Genomic DNA, 17,254 nt, shown 5'->3' with positions numbered 1-17,254 from the left:
GGGAACCCGTCATTTTCTCACGGTCCGCCAACCCGCCAGGCAGCGCCCCTGTATTGCGCCTTCCCTCTCGGGGGGAAGGCGCGGGCACCGGAATCAGAACGCCGGAATCAGCGACCCCTTGAACTGCGTCTCGATGAAGCTGCGCACCTCCGGTGACTGGTAGGCCGCCACGAGGCGCTTGGCCCAGGGCTTGTCCTTGTCGGCGCGGCGCACGGCGATCAGGTTGGCGTAGGGGCTCTGGGCCGATTCCTTGATGACGGCGTCCTTGCCGAAGGACAGGCCGGCCTTTTCGGCGTAGTCGTTGTTGATGGCCGAAATGGCCAGGTCGTCGAGCGAGCGCGGCAGCTGGGCGGCGTCCAGCGACACCAGCTTGAGCTTCTTGGGGTTGGTCACCACGTCCAGCGGCGTGGCGTTGTTGTTCTTCACGGCCTCGGGCTTGAGGGTGATGAGCTTGGCCTGTTGCAGCAGCAGCAGGGCGCGGTTGCCGTTCGACGGGTCGTTCTGGATGCCGACCGAGGCGCCGTCGGCCAGCTGGTCGATCGACTTGATCTTGCGCGAGTAGAAGCCCAGCGGCGCGGTGATGGTCAGGCCCACGGGCACGAGGTCGAAGCCGCGCGCCTTGATCTGGTTGTCCAGGAAGGGCTGGTGCTGGAAGGCGTTGGCGTCCAGGTCGCCGGCGGCCAGCGCCGCGTTGGGCAGCTGGTAGTCGTTGAACACCACGACCTGGACGGTCAGGCCGTCCTTGGCGGCGACCTTCTTGACCACCTCGAACACCTGCTCGGCGCTGCCGACGGAAATGCCGACCTTGACGGTGTTCTTGTTGTCCTGCGCGACGGCAGTGCTGCCGGCGAAAAGGGCGGTGACGAGGGTGGCGAGGGTGGCGAGCGTGAGGCCGCGGCGGCGGAAAGTGGAATGCATGGTGGCGCGAAATCGAAGAAATGAAGGTGCCGAATGTGGCATTGCCGCCGCGGATCGGGAACGAACCAATCCTCATATCGATATGGCGTCCACTCGCTCCATGTGGTCTTTCTTATCTGATTTTTCATATAAGCACGAGCCGATTTGTTCGTTCCCTTTCGGCTTGTTTCTTTTCATACTCGGCACCTTTTTGCGAACCTGCGCGGTCGCGCCTGTGCGGCCCGCGCCTTCTTTCATGACCTTCCCTTCGCCTGATGCGGCCCGCGGCAACGCGGCGCCGGTCATCCGTCTTCAATCGGTGCAGAAGTCTTTCGCCTTGCCCAGCGGCGAGGTGTTCGACGCCGTGCAATCGCTCTCGCTCGAGATCCAGCAGGGCGACGTGTTCGGCCTCATCGGCAAGAGCGGCGCCGGCAAGTCGACCTTGCTGCGCCTCATCAACCTGCTCGAGCGGCCCGATGCGGGCCAGGTGTTCGTCGGCGGGCGCGACCTCACGACGCTCTCGCGCCGCGAGCTGCGCGACACGCGCCAGAACATCGGCATGATCTTCCAGCAGTTCAACCTGCTGCAGAACGCCACGGTGTTCGACAACGTGGCCTTCCCGCTGAAGATCCACGGCCGCCACTCCAAGGCCGAGATCAACAAGCGGGTGCGCGAGTGCCTCGACCTCGTCGGCCTGGCCGAGAAGATCGACACCTACCCGGCCCAGCTCTCGGGCGGCCAGAAGCAGCGCGTGGCCATTGCCCGCGCGCTGGCGCCGCGCCCGCAGGTGCTGCTGTGCGACGAGCCCACCTCGGCGCTCGACACCGAAACCACCCGCGCGCTGCTCGAGACGCTGCGCGACATCAACCAGAAGATCGGCGTGACCATCGTGATCGTCACGCACGAGCTCTCGGTGGTCGAGGTGCTGTGCCGCAACGTGGCCATTCTCGAAAAGGGCCGCCTCATCGAGCAGTTCGCCGTCGATGCGCCGAGCGAGGAACGCAAGACCGCGCTGGGCCGCGAGATCGACGAACTGGTGCGCCGCCGCGAACGCGAGGCGCGCGAACCCGTGGCGCCGCGCGTGGCGACCGCACAGCGCAACGCGCAGGAGCTGGCCTATGTTTGAGAACATCACCCCCATCCTTCCCGAGCTGTGGACGGCCACGGGCCAGACCTTTTTGATGCTGGCCATCGGCCTGTCGGCGGCGGTGCTCATCGGCGGGCCGCTGGGCATCCTGCTGTTCCTGCTGGGGCCCGGCCAGTCGCTCGAGAACAAGCCGGCGTTCCACGTCCTCAACTGGATCGTGAACACGGTGCGTTCCTTCCCGTTCATCATCCTGCTGGTGGCGCTGGTGCCGTTCACGCGGATCATCGCGGGCACCTCCATCGGCCCGCTGGCGGCCGCGGTGCCGCTGTCGTTCGCAGCCATTCCGTACTTCGCGCGGCTGGTCGACCAGTGCCTGCGCGAGGTGCCGCGCGGCGTGATCGAGGCGGCGCATGCCATGGGCGCGTCGGAGCTGCAGATCGTCTGGCGCGTGCTGGTGGTCGAGGCGCGCTCGGGCCTGGTGCTTGCGCTCACCGTGCTGGCCGTGAGCTTCCTGTCGTACTCGGCGATTGCCGGTGTGGTGGGCGGCGGCGGCATCGGCGACCTGGCGATCCGCTACGGCTACTACCGCTTCCAGACCGACGTGATGGTGCTCACCGTGGCGCTGCTCGTGGTGCTGGTGCAGATCCTGCAGTTCGTGGGCAACACCACGGCGCGCCGGCTCGACAAGCGTTGATTTCTTTCTTCCTTTCCCCTCATCTTTCTGTTCATTCCATGAAAACCGCACTGCTGCGCCGTTCCGTCCTCGCCGTTTCCCTCGTCGCGCTGTCGCTCGGCGGCCTCTCGCTGTCGGCGCAGGCGCAGGACGCCAAGAAGAACCTCGTGATCGGCGGCACCGCCGGCTCCAACGCCGACCAGCTCAAGGCCGGCATCATTCCGATCCTCGAGAAGAAGGGCTACAAGGTGAAGCTGGTCGAGTTCAACGACTACGTGCAGCCCAACCTCGCGCTGGCCCAGGGCTCGCTCGACGCCAATTTCTTCCAGCATCGGGTCTACCTGCAGAAGTTCTCGGCCGACCAGAAGCTGGACCTCGCCGAGCTGGTGCAGGGCCCGATCGCGCCCATGGGCGTGTACTCGACCAAGCGCAAGACGCTGGCCGACGTGAAGGAAGGCGACCGCGTGACGCTGCCGAACGACCCGAGCAACCTGGCGCGCGCGCTGGTGCTGCTGGAGCAGAACAAGCTGGTCACGATCAAGGCCGGCATCGATCCGCTGCGCGCGTCCGAGAAGGACGTGGCCGAGAACCCGAAGAAGCTCAAGTTCATTCCGCTCGAGGCCGCGCAGCTGCCGCGTTCGCTGGGTGACACCGAGTACGCCATCGTCAACGGCAACTTCGCAATCTCGTCGGGCCTGAAGCTCACCGAGGCCGTGGTGCTCGAGAAGACGCCCGACTACTACCTGAATGTGGTCGCCGTGAAGAGCGCCGACAAGAACGCCGCCTGGGCCAAGGACATCGCCGAGGCCTACCGCTCGAAGGAATTCAAGACGGTGGTCGATAGCAAGTTCCAGGGCTACGCCAAGCCCAGCTTCCTGCAGTAATCCATCAGGCTTCAGCGAAGGACGCCCCATGCCCGTGCTCGCCGTATTCGATGGCCAGGCCAATTGGCGCGACACGCATGTGTGCGACGGCTGGATCAGCGACCACCTCGCGCGCCACGGCGTGCGCTGGGGGCGCGGCGAAGCCGAAGGCCAGCGCACGCTCGACAGCGCGGGGCTGTTCTACCTGCCGACGGCGGAGGGGTATCTGGGGTTGTTGATCGAGGGCGGGGAATGGGTTGCCATTCCCGCCGATGCGCCGCATTTCTTCGATGCGGGCGAGGCCGCTTCGCCCGACGGGCTGCCTGCCGCGTTGCCGCGCTTCGAGGCCTTTGTCGAAGAGGTGCTCGCGATGACGGGCAACGACGCGAGCGACGAGTAGGTCAGCGCGGGCCCGGGCGGCCCGTCGCATCCCAGGCGTCGGTCAGGCGTCGATCAGGCCGGCGCCGTCGTCGGGTTCGGGCGCGCCGAACGCGACGGCCCTTGCGTGTAGCGGTCCATCGCCAATCCATCTGTGCGGATCTCCGGCCGCTGGCCCGTGACCAGGTCCGAGATCAGCTTGCCCGAGCCGCAGGCCATGGTCCAGCCCAGCGTGCCGTGGCCCGTGTTCAGGAACAGGTTGGGGTAGCGCGTGGCGCCGACGATGGGCGTGCTGTCGGGCGTCATCGGGCGCAGGCCGGTCCAGAAGCTGGCGTTGGGCAGGTCGCCGCCCGGGAACAGGTCGCTCACCACTTTCTCGAGCGTGGCGCGGCGCGCCGGGTTCAGGCGCAGGTCGAAGCCGCCGAGCTCGGCCATGCCGCCCACGCGGATGCGGTTGTCGAAGCGTGTGACGGCCACCTTGTAGGTTTCGTCGAGCACGGTCGATTGCGGCGCGAGCGATTCGTCGAGCAGCGGCACCGTGAGCGAGTAGCCCTTGACCGGGTACACCGGAATGTCCAGGCCCAGCGAGGCGATGGCGGCGCGCGAGTAGCTGCCGAAGGCCATCACGTAGCGGTCGGCCGTGAGGATCTTGCCGGCACGCGTGCGCACGCCGGTGATGCGGCCGCCGTCGGTCTCCAGGCCGTCGATGGTCTGGCCGAAGCGGAAATCCACGCCCAGGCCGTGCGCGATCTCGGCCAGGCCGCGCGTGAACAGGTGGCAGTCGCCGGTTTCGTCGTTGGGCAGGCGCAGGCCGCCCGTGAGGCGGTCGCGCGCGCCGGCCAGGCCGGGTTCGACGCGCGCCAGGGCGTCGCGGTCGAGCAGTTCATAGGGCACGCCGCATTCCTCGAGCACGGCGATGTCGCGCTGCACCGCGTCGAGCTGCGCCTGCGTGCGGAACAGCTGCAGCGTGCCGCCGGTGCGGTGCTCGTACTGCAGGCCGGTGTCGGCGCGCAGCTGCTGCAGGCAGCCGCGGCTGTATTCGGCCACGCGCATCATGCGTTCCTTGTTCACGGCGTAGCGCTCGGGCGAGCAGTTGCGCAGCATGGCGGCCATCCAGCGCAGCTGGAACAGCGTGCCGTCGGGGCGGATCGACAGCGGCGCGTGCTTCTGGAACATCCACTTGATCGCCTTCAGCGGAATGCCGGGTGCGGCCCACGGCGTCGAGTAGCCGGGCGACACCTGGCCGGCGTTGCCGAAGCTCGTTTCCTCGGCCGGACCGGCCTGCCGGTCGAGCAAGGTGACTTCGGCGCCGGAGCGCGCGAGGTAGTACGCCGTGGTGGTGCCGATCACGCCGCCGCCGAGAACGATGACTTTCATGGTGTATTCGCGTATCTGAATGGAATGATGTGAATCTAAAGTGCACAATGCAGTGGATTCCATTGTTTTTAGGTCTTTGGCCGTGAAAATCGCTGCCGAAAACCGTCCAAGGCCCCGTGCGGAGTGAAATGCCCGAACTCGACCGAATCGACCGCAAGATCCTCGACCTGCTGCAGCGCCAGGGCCGCATTTCCATGACCGAACTGGCCGAGCGCATCGGCCTGTCGGCCTCGCCCTGCGCCGAGCGCGTCAAGCGCATGGAGCGCGACGGCGTCATCACCGGCTACCACGCGCACGTGTCGCCCGAGGCGCTGGGCAAGACGCTGCTGGTGTTCGTGGAGATCAAGCTCTCGGCCAAGTCGGGCGACGTGTTCGACAAGGTCAAGCAGGAGCTGTTGCACATGCCCGAGGTGCTCGAATGCCACCTGGTGTCGGGCAGCTTCGACTACCTCGTGAAGGCGCGCCTGAGCGGCATGAGCGAGTACCGGCACCTGCTGGGCGACATCCTCAAGAAGCTGCCGGTGGCGGCCGAGTCGCACAGCTACGTGGTGATGGAAGAGATCAAGGAAACGCTGATGCTGGCGGTGGACCGGTGAGCGGGGCCGCTATCGTCATCCGGCCCTGGCGCCTGGCCGACTTCGACGCCGTGAAGGCCATCCTCGACGACACCTTCGCGAGCACCTGGCTGCCGCAGCTCACGCCCGAGGCCGCGAAGGCCTATGCCGACAGCGGCGAGCCCGTGGGCTACATCGACGAGAGCGGTCCGGCCTTCTTCGTGGCGGAACTCGGGGGCGAGGTGGTCGGCATGGTGCACTGGGAACACGACTTCGTGCAGGCCCTGCACGTGCCCGCCGCGCACCAGCGCAAAGGCATCGCCCGCGCGCTCATGGCCTTCGCCGAAGCCGGCATGCGCGCCGACGGCGTGGCGCAGGCGCGGCTCGAGACCGACACCTTCAACACGCAGAGCCAGGGCCTGTATGGCGCGCTCGGCTACCGCGAGGCCGGCCGCTACCCCGACCTCGAATGGCACAGCGGATTCACGACCATCCTGTATGTGAAAGACTTGGCTTGAGCTTTCTTTTCACCCCTTCAAGGACATCGGCATGACCCTCTCGATCCGCCGCGACGGCACCACCGGCACGCGCCACATCCTCAAGATCCGCAACCACGAGATCCCGGTCGATGCCTCGCCCGCGGGCGGCGGCAGTGACGGCGGTGCCGAGCCGCACGACCTGTACGACGCGTCGCTGGCGGCCTGCAAGGCGCTCACGGTGCTGCTCTATGCGCGCCGCAAGGGCATTCCGGTGGAAGACATCGAGGTCGTGGTCGACCGCGACGACAGCGAGGAACGCAAGGGCATCTACCGCCTGAAGTCGGGCTTGCGCCTGACGGGCGAGCTGACCGAGGCGCAGCGCGACGAGCTGCTGCGCGTGGCGGGCAAGTGCCCGGTGCACAAGCTGATGACCGAGGTCAAGACCGAGATCGAAACCGGCTGGGCCGACTGAAGGCGCAATAAACCTACTGCGCGTCCCGATCTCGCATCTGCGGTCCTCACCGTACGGGAGTACGGTTCCGGTCCTCGACGCGACCTCGGGGCGCTCGCTACGGTTTCTTCGCGCCTTCAGAGGCGCCGGTCTTACTTCGCCGCTTCGGCCTGCTTGCGCGCCGCCGCCACGCGCTTGGCATAACGGTCGCCCCAATCGGCCAGCGGCCCCAGCGCCGCATTGAGCGTGGCGCCGAGCGAGGTCTCGGAGTACTCGACGCGCGGCGGCACTTCGTGGAACACCTCGCGGTGCACGAGGCCGTCGGTTTCCATCTCGCGCAGCTGCTGGATCAGCATCTTCTCGCTGACCTCGGGCAGCAGCCGCTTCAGCTCGCCGAAGCGGTAGGGCTGCAGGTGCAGCTCCCACAGGATGACGGCTTTCCACTTGCCGCCGATGACCTCGAACGCGGGACCGATGCCGCAGTTGTAGGGCTTCTTCGCTGCCATCTCTTGCTCCTTGTGGCTCCAATACTTCCTATTTGGTAAGTACCTTACTTTATCGTAGGTACTTGACCATATGGAAGTGCAATTTCTACCATGCAGGCGTCATCAACCACTGCATCGGATTGCCATGAGCAACAAGAAGGAAGTTTCGGTTCTGGGCCTGGGCGCGATGGGCGTCGTCATCGCGCGGCTTTTTCTCGACCAGGGCTACAAGGTCACGCTGTGGAATCGCACGGCCGACAAGGCCGACGCGCTGGTCGCCCGCGGCGCCGTGCTGGCGCGCAGCGCGGCCGAGGCCTTGCGCGCGAGCCGCATGGCCGTGATGTGCGTGTACGACTACCGCGCCGCCGACGCGATCTTCGCGATGGACGGCGTGGCCGCCGCCATGGACGGCCGCTTGCTCGCGCAGCTCACCACGGGCAGCCCGAAGGACGCGCGCGAGGCCGAGGCCTGGGCGCACCGCCACGGCGCCGCCTACCTCGAAGGCGCGATCCAGGCCGCGCCGGACCAGATGGGCCGACCCGACACGCCGCTGCTGGTGTCGGGCGCGCAGGCCGTGTTCGCCGAGGCCGAGCCCTTGCTGAAGGTGCTGGCCGGCGGCATCGTCTACCTCGGCGAGAAGGCCAGCGCCGCCGCGGCCATGGACCTCGCCACGCTGTCCAGCATCTACGGCACGATGCTCGGCTTCCTGCACGGCGCGCGCATCGCCGAGCACGAAGGCTTCGACGTGGCCGAGTACGGCCGCATCGTGGCCGGCATCATGCCGACCTTCGCGGGCTTTCTCCAGCACGAGGGCGCGGTGATCCAGTCGGGCGACTTCGCGATCACGCAGAGCCCGATGCGCATCTCGGTCGAGGCCACGCAGCGCATCCTGCAGACCGCGCAGGAGGCGGGCATCAACACCGAGTTCCCGGCCTTTGCCGCGGGTCTGTTCCAGCGCGCCGATGCGGCGGGGCTCGGCGGCGAGGAACTGGCGGCGCTGATCAAGCTGCTGCGGCAATAAGGATCAGGCCCAGCGCATCGACTGGATCGCGCGCACCACCTCGGCCTCGCGTTCCATGAAGAAGTCGGTGTGGTTGCAGTGGTCCAGCGTGAGCCGGTGCGAGGTCTGCAGCGCGGCGGCCAGGCGGTCGGCGTCGGCGCGGCGCACGCGGCGGAAGATGCGCAGGAAGTCGGCGGCGTCCTGGCCGGTCTGCGCATCGAGCGGGCGTTCGAGCCAGGGGAACAGGTCGCGCTGGTCGAATGGCAGCGCGCTCACCACCAGCGCCGGCGCGCGCACCGGCCGGTAGTCGGGCGAGAAGCGGTGGGCCGCGGTGTCCATCGCGGTTTCCACGGCGTCGGGTGTGTTGGGGCGCACGCTGCCGTCGGCCAGCGCGTCGAGCGCGTCGCGCAGGTTGGCTTCGAGCGCGGGCCACCAGTTCTTCGACTTGCGCCGCAGGTACGCGATGGCCGCCTTCATCGAGCGGCCGTCCTCGGGCGTGGGCGCGGGCTCGTCGAGCCGGCGGTTCAGCGGCGGGTCTTCGCCGCCGGTGTCGGCGTCCTTCGTGTAGTCGAAGGTGGTATCGAGGTACACCAGGCCGCGCACCCGCTCGGGAAAGCGGCCCGCGAAGCGCGTGAGTTCGTTGCCCGCGATCGAATGGCCGCCGAGCACCACGCGCGTGAGGCCGAGCGCATCGCACAGCGCGGCCAGGTCGTCGACCAGCGTGTCGACCTCGTAGTGCTGCGTGGCGCTCTTCACCGGCAGCGGCTTGTCCGACAGGCCGTAGCCGCGCCGGCTCACGGCGAGCACGCGCGAGGCGGCACCGGCCGTGACCAGCGCGGGCGCCAGGCTGTCGAAGCAGCGCGCGTTGCCGCCCAGGCCGGCGAGCAGCACGAGCACGGGACCGCCGTCGTCGCTGCGCTGCCAGTCGCGCACCTGCAGCGAGACGTCGAGCGTGGTCGACACTTTCACGCGGCGGTCGGTGGCCGCCACGGGAAGGTCGTTGCCGATGGGGGCGGGGCCGGTGTTGCCACCGCCACCGCCACCACCGCCGCAAGCGGCCAGCCCGGCCGCGCTGCCCAGGAGCACGGCGCGCAGCAGGTCGCGGCGCTGGAAGTGAAGCGGGTTCGCCCAGTGCGGGCGGACCGTGGAAAGACAGGGGCGAGGCACGTCGATGCTCCAGGCAGGAAGAGGAAAACAGGAGCCTTGCAGTGTGGGCACGCCGCCTGAAGAAGCCCTGCAGCCTTCATGAAGGCTTCCTGAAGCGCAACGACGGGGTGTGGCAGATACTTCGGCCACTTCCCGGAACCGGGCTTGTTCGCTTGGAATCCTTCCCATGAATCTTTTGCTTGTTGAGGACGATCTTGATCTTGGCAACGGCGTGCGCATTGCGCTCGCCAACCAGGGCCTGGACGTGGTGTGGGTCCGCCGGCTCGACGACGCCTTGCGCACCCTCGACAACGGCGCCTTCGACATGGTGCTGCTCGACCTGGGCCTGCCCGACGGCGACGGGCTCGACCTGCTGCTGCGCCTGCGCCGCACCCGCCAGATACTGCCGGTGCTGGTGCTGAGCGCGCGCGATGCACTCAACGACCGCCTGCGCAGCCTGGACGACGGCGCCGACGACTACCTCGTGAAGCCCTTCGCGCTGGCCGAGTTGCTGTCGCGCGTGCGGGCCCTGGCGCGCCGCAGCTACGGCTTCAACGACGAGACCATCCGCATGCGCGGCCTGGCGTTGCACGAGCCCACGCGCGGCGTGATCGTCGACGGCGAGCCGGTGGAGCTGTCGCGCTGCGAGTTCGACCTGCTGGCGCTCCTGCTCAAGCGCACCGGCCGCGTGGTCACGCGCCGCGTGATGGAAGAACAGGTGCTGCCCGGCGGCCAGGCCAACGGCAGCAATTCGCTCGAGGTGCACATCTCCAACCTGCGCAAGAAGATCGGGCAGGGCTACATCCGCACGGTGCGCGGCATCGGCTATGTGATCGACACCCAGTCGCTGGTGCGGAGCCCGTCGAAATGATGCGCCAGCTGGCGCGCGGCTGGAAGAACTGGAACCAGCCGTCCCTGATGCGCCGCCTGCTGGTGGCGCAGATGGCCGTGGTCGCGCTGCTGTGGACCTCGGCCGTGGGGCTGCTGCTGTACGACTCGTACAAGGACCCGGGGCTGCTCCGGTTCACCAGCATCTTCAAGGCGGCGATCTCCATTGCGCAGAAGCTGGAGGACCAACCCGAGCGGCAACGAGAGGCGCTCGAGGCCTTCGACGCCGCGCTCATCGAGGCGCTCAGCGACGGCGACGAAACCAACGAAGCCCTGGCGGTCATGCAGGTGTGGCAGCGCGGCAAGCTGATCTACAACTCGCGCGCCGGTGTGCCCGTGCTGCTGAACTCGGTGCCCGACCGCAACGAGACCGTGGTCGCGGGCGGCCGCGAGTGGCGCGCGCGCACGATGGCCTCGCCCATCGCCGACACCCGCGTGGTGCTGGCCGAGCCCAGCGTGTGGCGGCTGGCCGTCACCGTGCTGTCGCGCGGCTACTACCTGCTGCCGCTGGTGATCAGCCTGCCGTTCCTGGTCTTTCCCGCCTGGCTGTCGGTGCGGCTGGCGCTGCGTCCGTGGCGCCAGGTGAGCCGCGAGACCGCCGAGCGCGGTCCCGACGACCTGACGCCGCTGTCGTACACGCCGCCACACAAGGAGCTCAAGCCGATGGTGCAGAGCATCAACAGCCTGCTGCTGCGGGTGCGCGACAGCACCACGCGCGAGCGCAGCCTGATCGCCGACGCGGCGCACGAGTTGCGCACGCCGCTGGCGGCCATGCGCGTGAACGTCGAGGCGCTGAAGGAGCAGAGCAGCGACGAGGGCCAGCGCGAGCTCATGGCCAACCTGCTGCGCAGCAACGACCGCGCGGCGCGGCTGGTGGGGCAGCTGCTGCAGCTCATGCGCAGCGACGCGGTGGCCACCAACGCGCTGCCCGTGATGCTGTCGCTCGACGGGCTGGTGCAGGACCGGCTGGCCATGATCGAGGGCCTGGCGCGTGCGCGCGGCGTGGAGCTCGAACTGGTGTGCGACGACGCCGTGCCGGTGCTCGGCGAGCGCGAAAGCCTGGTCTCGATGATCGACAACCTGATCGACAACGCGATCAAGTACAGCCCCTGCGGCGCCACCGTGACGGTGCACGTGGCGCGCGAGGGCGCACGGGCGCTGCTGACCGTGGCCGACACGGGCCCGGGCATTCCGCCCGCGCTGCGCGAGCGCGTGTTCGACCGCTTCTTCCGCAACCCCGACCAGACGCAAAGCGGCAGCGGGCTGGGCCTGGCCATCGTCAAGTCGGTGGTCGACCGGCACGGCGGCGACGCGGTGCTGGGCGAGGCCCCGGGCGGCGGCCTGCTGGCCACGGTGCGGCTGCCGCTGGCGCAGGCCGACGTGCCGCAGCCTTTGCTCGTCGGCGCCTGAGCCCGGGGGAAAAGGCCCCGGCCGGGCCTGTTTCGGGGCAAGGATTTACACTAGCCGGCTCCCCCGGCGCTCGTCTACAGGACACTTTCACCAATGAAGTGGGTCATTCTTGCCATCTTCGTGCTCAGCGCACTCTACGTTCACTTCCGTGGCCAGGTCCGGCACAAGTTCTTCAGACAGCTCTCTGATCACTCGACCTTCCTGGCGCCGCTGAACGTCTTCATGTACCTTTTCTCGAAGGTGCCCGGTACGCCGTACCTGTCGCCCACGCAGTTCCCCGAGATGCGCATCCTCGAGGAAAACTGGGAAGTGATCCGCGAAGAAGCGCTGGCCATGCGCAACGGCGGCAGCATCAAGGCCTCGAGCCAGTTCAACGACGTGGGCTTCAACTCCTTCTTCAAGAGCGGCTGGAAGCGCTTCTACCTGAAGTGGTATGACGAGGCGCACCCCTCGGCCGCCGTGCTGTGCCCGCGCACCACCGAGCTGCTCAAGGGCATCGGCACCATCAAGGCCGCGATGTTCGCCGAGCTGCCCCCGGGCAGCCGCCTCGTGCGCCACCGCGACCCGTTCGCGGGTTCGCTGCGTTATCACCTGGGCCTGTGGACGCCGGGCGTCGAAGGCTGCTACATCGACGTGGACGGCCAGCGCTACCACTGGCGCGACGGCGAGGCCGTGGTGTTCGACGAGACCTACATCCACTACGCCGAGAACACCACCGACCACGACCGCGTGATCCTGTTCTGCGACATCGAGCGTCCGCTGAAGTACCGCTGGGCCAGCGCCGTGAACCGCTGGTTTGCCAAGAACCTGCTGGCCGCCGCCGCCTCGCCCAACGACGCGGGCGACAAGACGGGCGGGCTGAACCGCGCCTTCAAGTACATCTACCAGATCCGCGTGGTCGGCAAGCGGCTGAAGGCCTGGGACAAGCGCGCGTACTACCTGGTCAAGTGGACGATCTTCGGCGGCCTCGCCCTCTGGATCTTCTGGTAACCGACGGCGCTCACGCCTCGGCCAGCACCAAGCGGGCACGCGGCGCGCGACGCCAGCACACGAGGCCCGCCAGCAGCACACCGCCGAGCACGTCGAGCAGCACGTGCTGGCGCGTGGCCAGCGTCGAGTAGACGATTCCCGCGGCCCACAGCACGTTCACCCATTGCGTCCACGCGGGCGCCTGCACGCTGCGCAGCTGGCGGCCGAGCCACACGGCCGCGAACACGGCGAAGGCCACATGCAGCGACGGGAAGGCATTGCCGCCCGCATCGGCGCTCTTGAGGAACTGCAGCGCCGGGTACTGCGACCAGTCGATCGCGAAGCTCGGCACCACCGTCGGAAAACACCAGAAAACCGCCAGCCCGATGGCCGCCATGAGCGCGGCGCCACGCGCGCAGGCCCACAGCTCGGCCTTGTTTTTCGTGAAGGCCGGCGCGAGCGAGATATAGAACCACAGCGAGCTGTACAGCAGCATCGCGTCGTCGCTCACCTCCACCCAGTGGTCGATGGCGGTGAGCGGCATCACCGTGGGCACCGAGGGCGGGTGGTGCATCACCCAGAAGTACAGGACGAAGAAGCCCGAGATGCCGAGCGTGGTGCCGATCATCTTCACGACCCACAGCGTGGCGAAGCGCTGCCCCAGCGCCAGGTGCCAGGGCGTGACGGGGAGGGCGGCGGGGTTCGGGCGGGAGGGCAGCGTCACCGGTGCGCTTTCAGGAGAGGGAAGCGCCACAGCGTAGGCGCATGCATTGCGTGAACATTGCGTTACCTCATGTGGGGCTCTCTAGAATCACCCGCCTGTCCGGTCTCTCCCCATCCCCCCCATGAGAATCCTGCTTGTCGAAGACGAAGCCGACCTGGCGCAGGCGCTCGCGTCGGCGCTGCGCCAGAACCAGGCGGTGGTCGATGTGGCGAGCTCGCTGCGCGCGGCCGAGGAGGCCGCGCTCGGCGCGCCCTACGACGTGGTCGTGCTCGACCGCGGCCTGCCCGACGGCGACGGCCTCTCGCTCGTCGCGTTCCTTGCGCAGAACCACATCGCCTGCGCCGTGCTCGTGCTCACCGCCATGACCGACGTGGCCGAGCGCGTGCTGAGCCTGGACGGCGGCGCCGACGACTACCTGGCCAAGCCCTTCTCGATGGACGAGCTGCTGGCCCGCGTGCGCGCGCTGGCACGCCGCCCCGCGGTGCGCGCCAACTTCATCATGACGCTGGGGCAGCTGCGCTTCGACCACCACACGCGCCAGGCCCATGTGGGCGAGGCCTGCCTCACGCTGCCGCGGCGCGAGCTGCTGGTGCTCGAGACGCTGCTCGAACACCGCGGCCGCACCGTGCTGCGCGAGGCGCTGCAAGACCGCGTGTACGGCCACAAGGACGACATCCAGTCGAACGCGCTCGACACGCACGTCTCGCGCCTGCGCTCCAAGCTCGACAAGGCGGGCGCGCAGGTCGAGATCCATGCGATCCGCGGGGTGGGCTATCTCATGTGCGCGCCGCAGTCGGCATGAGCCTCAGCTTGCTTTCGCTGCGCTGGCGGCTGATCTGGAGCCTCATCCTCTTGCAGGTGGTGGTCGGCCTGCTGGTGATGGGCGGCTTCCTCGGCTTGGCGTGGGCGTTGGGCCGCGTGGTCGACGAGACCGGCCACGAGACGGTGGCCTCCATCCAGCGCGCCTTGATGCGCGGCGCCGACGGCCAGCTGGTGGTCGAGCCCACGAGCGCGCTGCGGCGGCTGCAGAAGGCCGACCCGCAGTTCTGGTTCATCGTGCGCGACCCGCGCGGCGTGCAACTGCGCCACGGCGAGGTGCCGCCCGCCTACCTGCGGCTGCTCGATGCACTCGACGACACCGAGCGCGTGGCCATCGACCCCGAGAGCGACGGCACCCGCCCCAAGGCCCGCTTCGAGCGCATCGAATCGCGCGCCGGCCCGGTGGCCGTGATGGCGCAGACCGGCGGCCCGCTCACGGTGGAGAACACGCTCAAGGGCACCGGCATCGCTTTCCTGTTCCTGGTGGCGCCGATGGCGCTCGTCACCTGCCTGGGCGTGATCCTGGCGACGCCGTTCGTCGTGAAGCGTGGCCTGAAGGGCGTGGTGGCCACGGCGGAGCATGCCGAGGGCATCGACGTGCACGAGCGCACCACGCGCCTGCCGCTGGCCAACGTGGCCAGCGAGATCCGCCCGCTGGTCAACGCGGTCAACCGCGCCTTCGACCGGCTCAACGAAGGCTACGACCGGCAGGAGCGCTTCCTGGCCGATGCCGCGCACGAGCTGCGCACGCCGATCACCACGCTGCAGATCCACCTCGAAGGCCTGCCCAACGACCCGCTGAAGATGAAGCTCATGCAGGCCTCGGCGCGGCTGGCCACGCTGGCCGAGCAGCTGCTCGACCTGCAGCGCCTCGACCACGGCCTGTCGCTGGACCAGCAGGTGGAGCTGAAGTCGCTGTGCGAGCGCGTGGCGGCCGACATCGCGCCGCTCGCGATCCGCAGCCGCTGCACGCTGTCGGTCGATGCGCCGCAGCCGCTCACGGTGCGAGGCGACGCGCCCTCGCTGGAACGCGCGCTCACCAACCTGATCCAGAACGCCATCGAGCACGGCGGGCCGGGCTGCGACATCCAGGTGCGGCTGTGCGAGCCCTCGTGCATCGAGGTGCGCGACTCGGGCCCCGGCATTCCCGAGGCCGACCGCGAGCGCGTGGTGGCGCCGTTCCACCGGCTCGTGCCGCGCGGGCGCGGCGCCGGGCTGGGCCTGCACCTCGTGGCCGAGGTGGCGCGGCTGCACCGCGGCCAGCTGAGCATCGGCTCGAGCGAATCGGGCGGCGCGAAGATGCGGCTCGAACTGATGAACCTCGAGGCCTGAAGAAGACCCGCCCACCATGAACGCCATCGACCGGCTGCCCGAACCCACGAACCTTGCCGGCGCGCAGGCGCTGATCGCGCGCGTGCAGGCGATGCTCGAAGCCGAAGGGGTGGCGATGCGCGCGCCGCCGCCGGAGCCCACCACCTGCTGCGGGCGTGGCTGCAATGGGTGCGTGTGGGAAGGGTGGCTGGCGGCGGTGGCCTATTGGCGGGATGAGGCGTCGCTGCTGCTGGATTGAGGGGGCGTTTCGTCGGTCGCGGAAACCGAAGGGGCTGAGTCGGACCTCATGTCGCTGTAGGGCGCTGGAATCTCCAGCGCTTGCGCGCCCGGCAGGCGTCGGACAAAGAGGTTGGTTGCCACGAGGTAGCGTGCCACGGTGCAGCGCAGATCGGTCGACTCGTACAGTGACTCGGTCCACCAGCGTTCGGTGAACATCACCTTGTAGGCAGAGCCTTCCTTCAGCAGGTAGTAGGAGCTGTCGCCGCCGACTCGCTCGGTCTCGATCTGGCCTTCGTACCAAGCAGTGGCCATCGCGTGGTCCACCACCGCCTCGGCGTCGACCGTGAACACTGCCCGGATATCCTCCGGCGTGAAGTCGTCGAAGAATGCCCTGCTGCGTTCTCTGCCGTAGGCCGTGCGGACCAACTCAAACTCATCGTCGTGCAGCAGGGCATTGAGCTGTGCCAGGCGATCCGGCGGTTGCACCATCCGGTGGGGCGTGATCAACGGCGGCGTGGCGAGACTGGTGACATAGAACGGCTCGGTTTCCGCCTCCTGGCTGGCGGACAACGCCAGGTGCCAGCGCTCCTGTGCCTTGCGCGGCATGTTGCGCGATGCCGTCACGGTGCCGGCATAGTGCACGTGGCGTTCGCCTGTGCTGGTGAGCGTCGATGGAACGCAGTCGGCGGGGTCCGCGTCCCACGCCCAATCGTTCACCGACCAACTGCCATCCTCCTTGTCGTTCACCGTCTGGACGACCAGGCGAGCGAAGATCTGGGGCGGCGGTTCCGCGGGTTGATCGCCCACTGACGCTGGCACCGTGGCATCCACGCGAAACGCCAGGGGTTCGCCGATGCGAAAGCGCTCGTCGCGACTGACATCGATCGCGTTCAGGGCCTGGCGCGGTGGCACCGCAGTTCGGAAAAAGCCGTAGGCGGCCGACAGTGTCAGCACGGTGAAGACCGGAAACACCGGCAGCCCCACCAGCAGCCACAGCAGGTTCCAACCGCCCTCCAGCGACCAGCGCAGTGCGTTGAAACCGAAGGCGGCAAAGAAGGCCAGCACCGCCAGCGCGACCAGCGACCCCAGCCAGTCGGTGATGCGGGTCCGTTGGGGAGCATCTGAAGGCGGCGGCGCCGGAGACGCCCACGCCGTGTCATGCCGCTGCACGATGCGCGGCAGGCCGATCACGCGCGGGTCGGGCAGCGGCGTCCAGAAGCGGTCGTCCTGCGCGGCCAGTGCGATCGTGCGAACGCCATCGCGGTGTTCAAGCTGCAGCGCTGCCTGCGCGACGCCGTCATGCGCCGTGTCATCGAAGCGCTGAGGACGCGCATCGGGCACGCGGTGGTAGCGGCGCTTCTCGACATCGACGATCAATGCGTCTTCACCCGCCGATGCCGCGTGAAAGCGCTCGTCAGAAGACGCAAGGCCTTCCAATATCGGCAGCGCCAGGACCCGCGCAAGGACGTCGAGGTAGGAGTGAGGGCGAGACATGCGTCCGAA

21 protein-coding genes are annotated in these 17,254 nt (G+C 68.3%); 14 read left to right on the top strand and 7 right to left on the bottom strand.

The window, feature by feature from the left end:
* Positions 1 to 93: 93 nt before the first annotated feature.
* The gene (locus AC1RAA_RS25625) at positions 94 to 918 is read right to left on the bottom strand and encodes a MetQ/NlpA family ABC transporter substrate-binding protein (protein ID WP_492728207.1); all 825 of its coding nucleotides are present in this window, start codon (positions 916 to 918) and stop codon (positions 94 to 96) included.
* 72 nt (positions 919 to 990) lie between these two features.
* Positions 991 to 1,155: a hypothetical protein gene (locus AC1RAA_RS25620; protein WP_172438457.1), complete on the bottom strand. Its 165-nt coding sequence runs from the start codon at positions 1,153 to 1,155 to the stop codon at positions 991 to 993.
* Between AC1RAA_RS25620 and AC1RAA_RS25615 the strand changes: the two genes are divergently transcribed.
* From AC1RAA_RS25615 to AC1RAA_RS25600, 4 genes are read left to right on the top strand one after another with little or no spacing between them, the layout of a single operon-like run.
* Entirely contained in the window at positions 1,154 to 2,023 is an 870-nt protein-coding gene (locus tag AC1RAA_RS25615) for a methionine ABC transporter ATP-binding protein (protein ID WP_492728205.1), read from the top strand. The two genes, AC1RAA_RS25620 and AC1RAA_RS25615, sit on opposite strands and share 2 nt — an antisense overlap.
* A complete protein-coding gene (locus AC1RAA_RS25610; RefSeq protein WP_492728203.1) occupies positions 2,016 to 2,678 on the top strand; it encodes a methionine ABC transporter permease in 663 nt (220 codons plus the stop codon). The genes AC1RAA_RS25615 and AC1RAA_RS25610 overlap by 8 nt, the downstream gene beginning before the upstream one ends.
* Positions 2,679 to 2,716: 38 nt before the next feature.
* Entirely contained in the window at positions 2,717 to 3,541 is an 825-nt protein-coding gene (locus tag AC1RAA_RS25605) for a MetQ/NlpA family ABC transporter substrate-binding protein (protein ID WP_062473320.1), read from the top strand.
* Between the two features lie 28 nt (positions 3,542 to 3,569).
* Positions 3,570 to 3,920, top strand: coding sequence for a hypothetical protein (locus AC1RAA_RS25600; RefSeq protein WP_492728201.1), 351 nt, complete (start codon positions 3,570 to 3,572; stop codon positions 3,918 to 3,920).
* 53 nt (positions 3,921 to 3,973) lie between these two features.
* On the opposite strand, the gene AC1RAA_RS25595 is transcribed toward AC1RAA_RS25600, so the two are convergent.
* Positions 3,974 to 5,338 carry a D-amino acid dehydrogenase gene (locus AC1RAA_RS25595; protein ID WP_492728199.1) on the bottom strand — a complete coding sequence of 455 codons (1,365 nt, stop codon included), beginning with the start codon at positions 5,336 to 5,338 and terminating at the stop codon, positions 3,974 to 3,976.
* A 65-nt stretch (positions 5,339 to 5,403) separates the two neighbouring features.
* On the opposite strand from AC1RAA_RS25595, the gene AC1RAA_RS25590 reads away from it, so the two are divergent.
* The 3 genes from AC1RAA_RS25590 to AC1RAA_RS25580 are packed head-to-tail and all read left to right on the top strand — an operon-like array spanning position 5,404 to position 6,780.
* Positions 5,404 to 5,871 carry an Lrp/AsnC ligand binding domain-containing protein gene (locus AC1RAA_RS25590; protein WP_062473326.1) on the top strand — a complete coding sequence of 156 codons (468 nt, stop codon included), beginning with the start codon at positions 5,404 to 5,406 and terminating at the stop codon, positions 5,869 to 5,871.
* On the top strand, positions 5,868 to 6,347 hold the full coding sequence (locus tag AC1RAA_RS25585) for a GNAT family N-acetyltransferase (protein WP_492728197.1): 480 nt from the start codon (positions 5,868 to 5,870) through the stop codon (positions 6,345 to 6,347). The genes AC1RAA_RS25590 and AC1RAA_RS25585 overlap by 4 nt, the downstream gene beginning before the upstream one ends.
* Positions 6,348 to 6,378: 31 nt before the next feature.
* Positions 6,379 to 6,780: an OsmC family protein gene (locus tag AC1RAA_RS25580; RefSeq protein WP_062473329.1), complete on the top strand. Its 402-nt coding sequence runs from the start codon at positions 6,379 to 6,381 to the stop codon at positions 6,778 to 6,780.
* 131 nt (positions 6,781 to 6,911) lie between these two features.
* Here AC1RAA_RS25580 and AC1RAA_RS25575 read toward each other — a convergent pair whose 3' ends face one another.
* The gene (locus tag AC1RAA_RS25575) at positions 6,912 to 7,265 is read right to left on the bottom strand and encodes a winged helix-turn-helix transcriptional regulator (protein ID WP_062473331.1); all 354 of its coding nucleotides are present in this window, start codon (positions 7,263 to 7,265) and stop codon (positions 6,912 to 6,914) included.
* Between the two features lie 124 nt (positions 7,266 to 7,389).
* Here AC1RAA_RS25575 and AC1RAA_RS25570 point away from each other — a divergent pair, with 124 nt between their 5' ends.
* The gene (locus AC1RAA_RS25570; RefSeq protein WP_492728194.1) at positions 7,390 to 8,265 is read left to right on the top strand and encodes an NAD(P)-dependent oxidoreductase; all 876 of its coding nucleotides are present in this window, start codon (positions 7,390 to 7,392) and stop codon (positions 8,263 to 8,265) included.
* A 3-nt stretch (positions 8,266 to 8,268) separates the two neighbouring features.
* Here the strand turns inward: AC1RAA_RS25570 and AC1RAA_RS25565 are convergent, their stop codons facing one another.
* Entirely contained in the window at positions 8,269 to 9,411 is a 1,143-nt protein-coding gene (locus AC1RAA_RS25565) for an alpha/beta hydrolase (RefSeq protein WP_492728192.1), read from the bottom strand.
* Between the two features lie 166 nt (positions 9,412 to 9,577).
* Here AC1RAA_RS25565 and AC1RAA_RS25560 point away from each other — a divergent pair, with 166 nt between their 5' ends.
* From AC1RAA_RS25560 to lpxO, 3 genes are all read left to right on the top strand, one after another.
* On the top strand, positions 9,578 to 10,261 hold the full coding sequence (locus AC1RAA_RS25560; protein ID WP_062473337.1) for a response regulator: 684 nt from the start codon (positions 9,578 to 9,580) through the stop codon (positions 10,259 to 10,261).
* A complete protein-coding gene (locus tag AC1RAA_RS25555; protein ID WP_159275735.1) occupies positions 10,258 to 11,688 on the top strand; it encodes a sensor histidine kinase in 1,431 nt (476 codons plus the stop codon). Before AC1RAA_RS25560 ends, AC1RAA_RS25555 begins: the two co-directional genes overlap by 4 nt.
* A 93-nt stretch (positions 11,689 to 11,781) precedes the next feature.
* Positions 11,782 to 12,678 (top strand): lipid A hydroxylase LpxO, encoded by an 897-nt coding sequence (lpxO, locus tag AC1RAA_RS25550; protein WP_492728190.1) that lies wholly within the window; start codon positions 11,782 to 11,784, stop codon positions 12,676 to 12,678.
* Between the two features lie 10 nt (positions 12,679 to 12,688).
* Here lpxO and AC1RAA_RS25545 read toward each other — a convergent pair whose 3' ends face one another.
* Positions 12,689 to 13,381 carry a phosphatase PAP2 family protein gene (locus AC1RAA_RS25545; RefSeq protein ID WP_260685036.1) on the bottom strand — a complete coding sequence of 231 codons (693 nt, stop codon included), beginning with the start codon at positions 13,379 to 13,381 and terminating at the stop codon, positions 12,689 to 12,691.
* Between the two features lie 121 nt (positions 13,382 to 13,502).
* On the opposite strand from AC1RAA_RS25545, the gene AC1RAA_RS25540 reads away from it, so the two are divergent.
* The 3 genes from AC1RAA_RS25540 to AC1RAA_RS25530 are packed head-to-tail and all read left to right on the top strand — an operon-like array spanning position 13,503 to position 15,770.
* Entirely contained in the window at positions 13,503 to 14,183 is a 681-nt protein-coding gene (locus AC1RAA_RS25540; protein WP_062473345.1) for a response regulator, read from the top strand.
* Positions 14,180 to 15,532, top strand: a complete 1,353-nt coding sequence (locus AC1RAA_RS25535; protein ID WP_095950874.1) for a sensor histidine kinase — start codon at positions 14,180 to 14,182, stop codon at positions 15,530 to 15,532. The genes AC1RAA_RS25540 and AC1RAA_RS25535 overlap by 4 nt, the downstream gene beginning before the upstream one ends.
* Before the next feature lie 16 nt (positions 15,533 to 15,548).
* Positions 15,549 to 15,770 (top strand): oxidoreductase-like domain-containing protein, encoded by a 222-nt coding sequence (locus tag AC1RAA_RS25530; RefSeq protein WP_492728187.1) that lies wholly within the window; start codon positions 15,549 to 15,551, stop codon positions 15,768 to 15,770.
* Here the strand turns inward: AC1RAA_RS25530 and AC1RAA_RS25525 are convergent.
* Positions 15,734 to 17,245: a hypothetical protein gene (locus AC1RAA_RS25525; protein ID WP_492728185.1), complete on the bottom strand. Its 1,512-nt coding sequence runs from the start codon at positions 17,243 to 17,245 to the stop codon at positions 15,734 to 15,736. The two genes, AC1RAA_RS25530 and AC1RAA_RS25525, sit on opposite strands and share 37 nt — an antisense overlap.
* Positions 17,246 to 17,254: the final 9 nt, after the last annotated feature.

It is taken from the genome of Variovorax sp. GW823-FHT04F07 (genome assembly GCF_058795995.1).
This window is presented reverse-complemented; position numbering and strand designations above follow the sequence as displayed.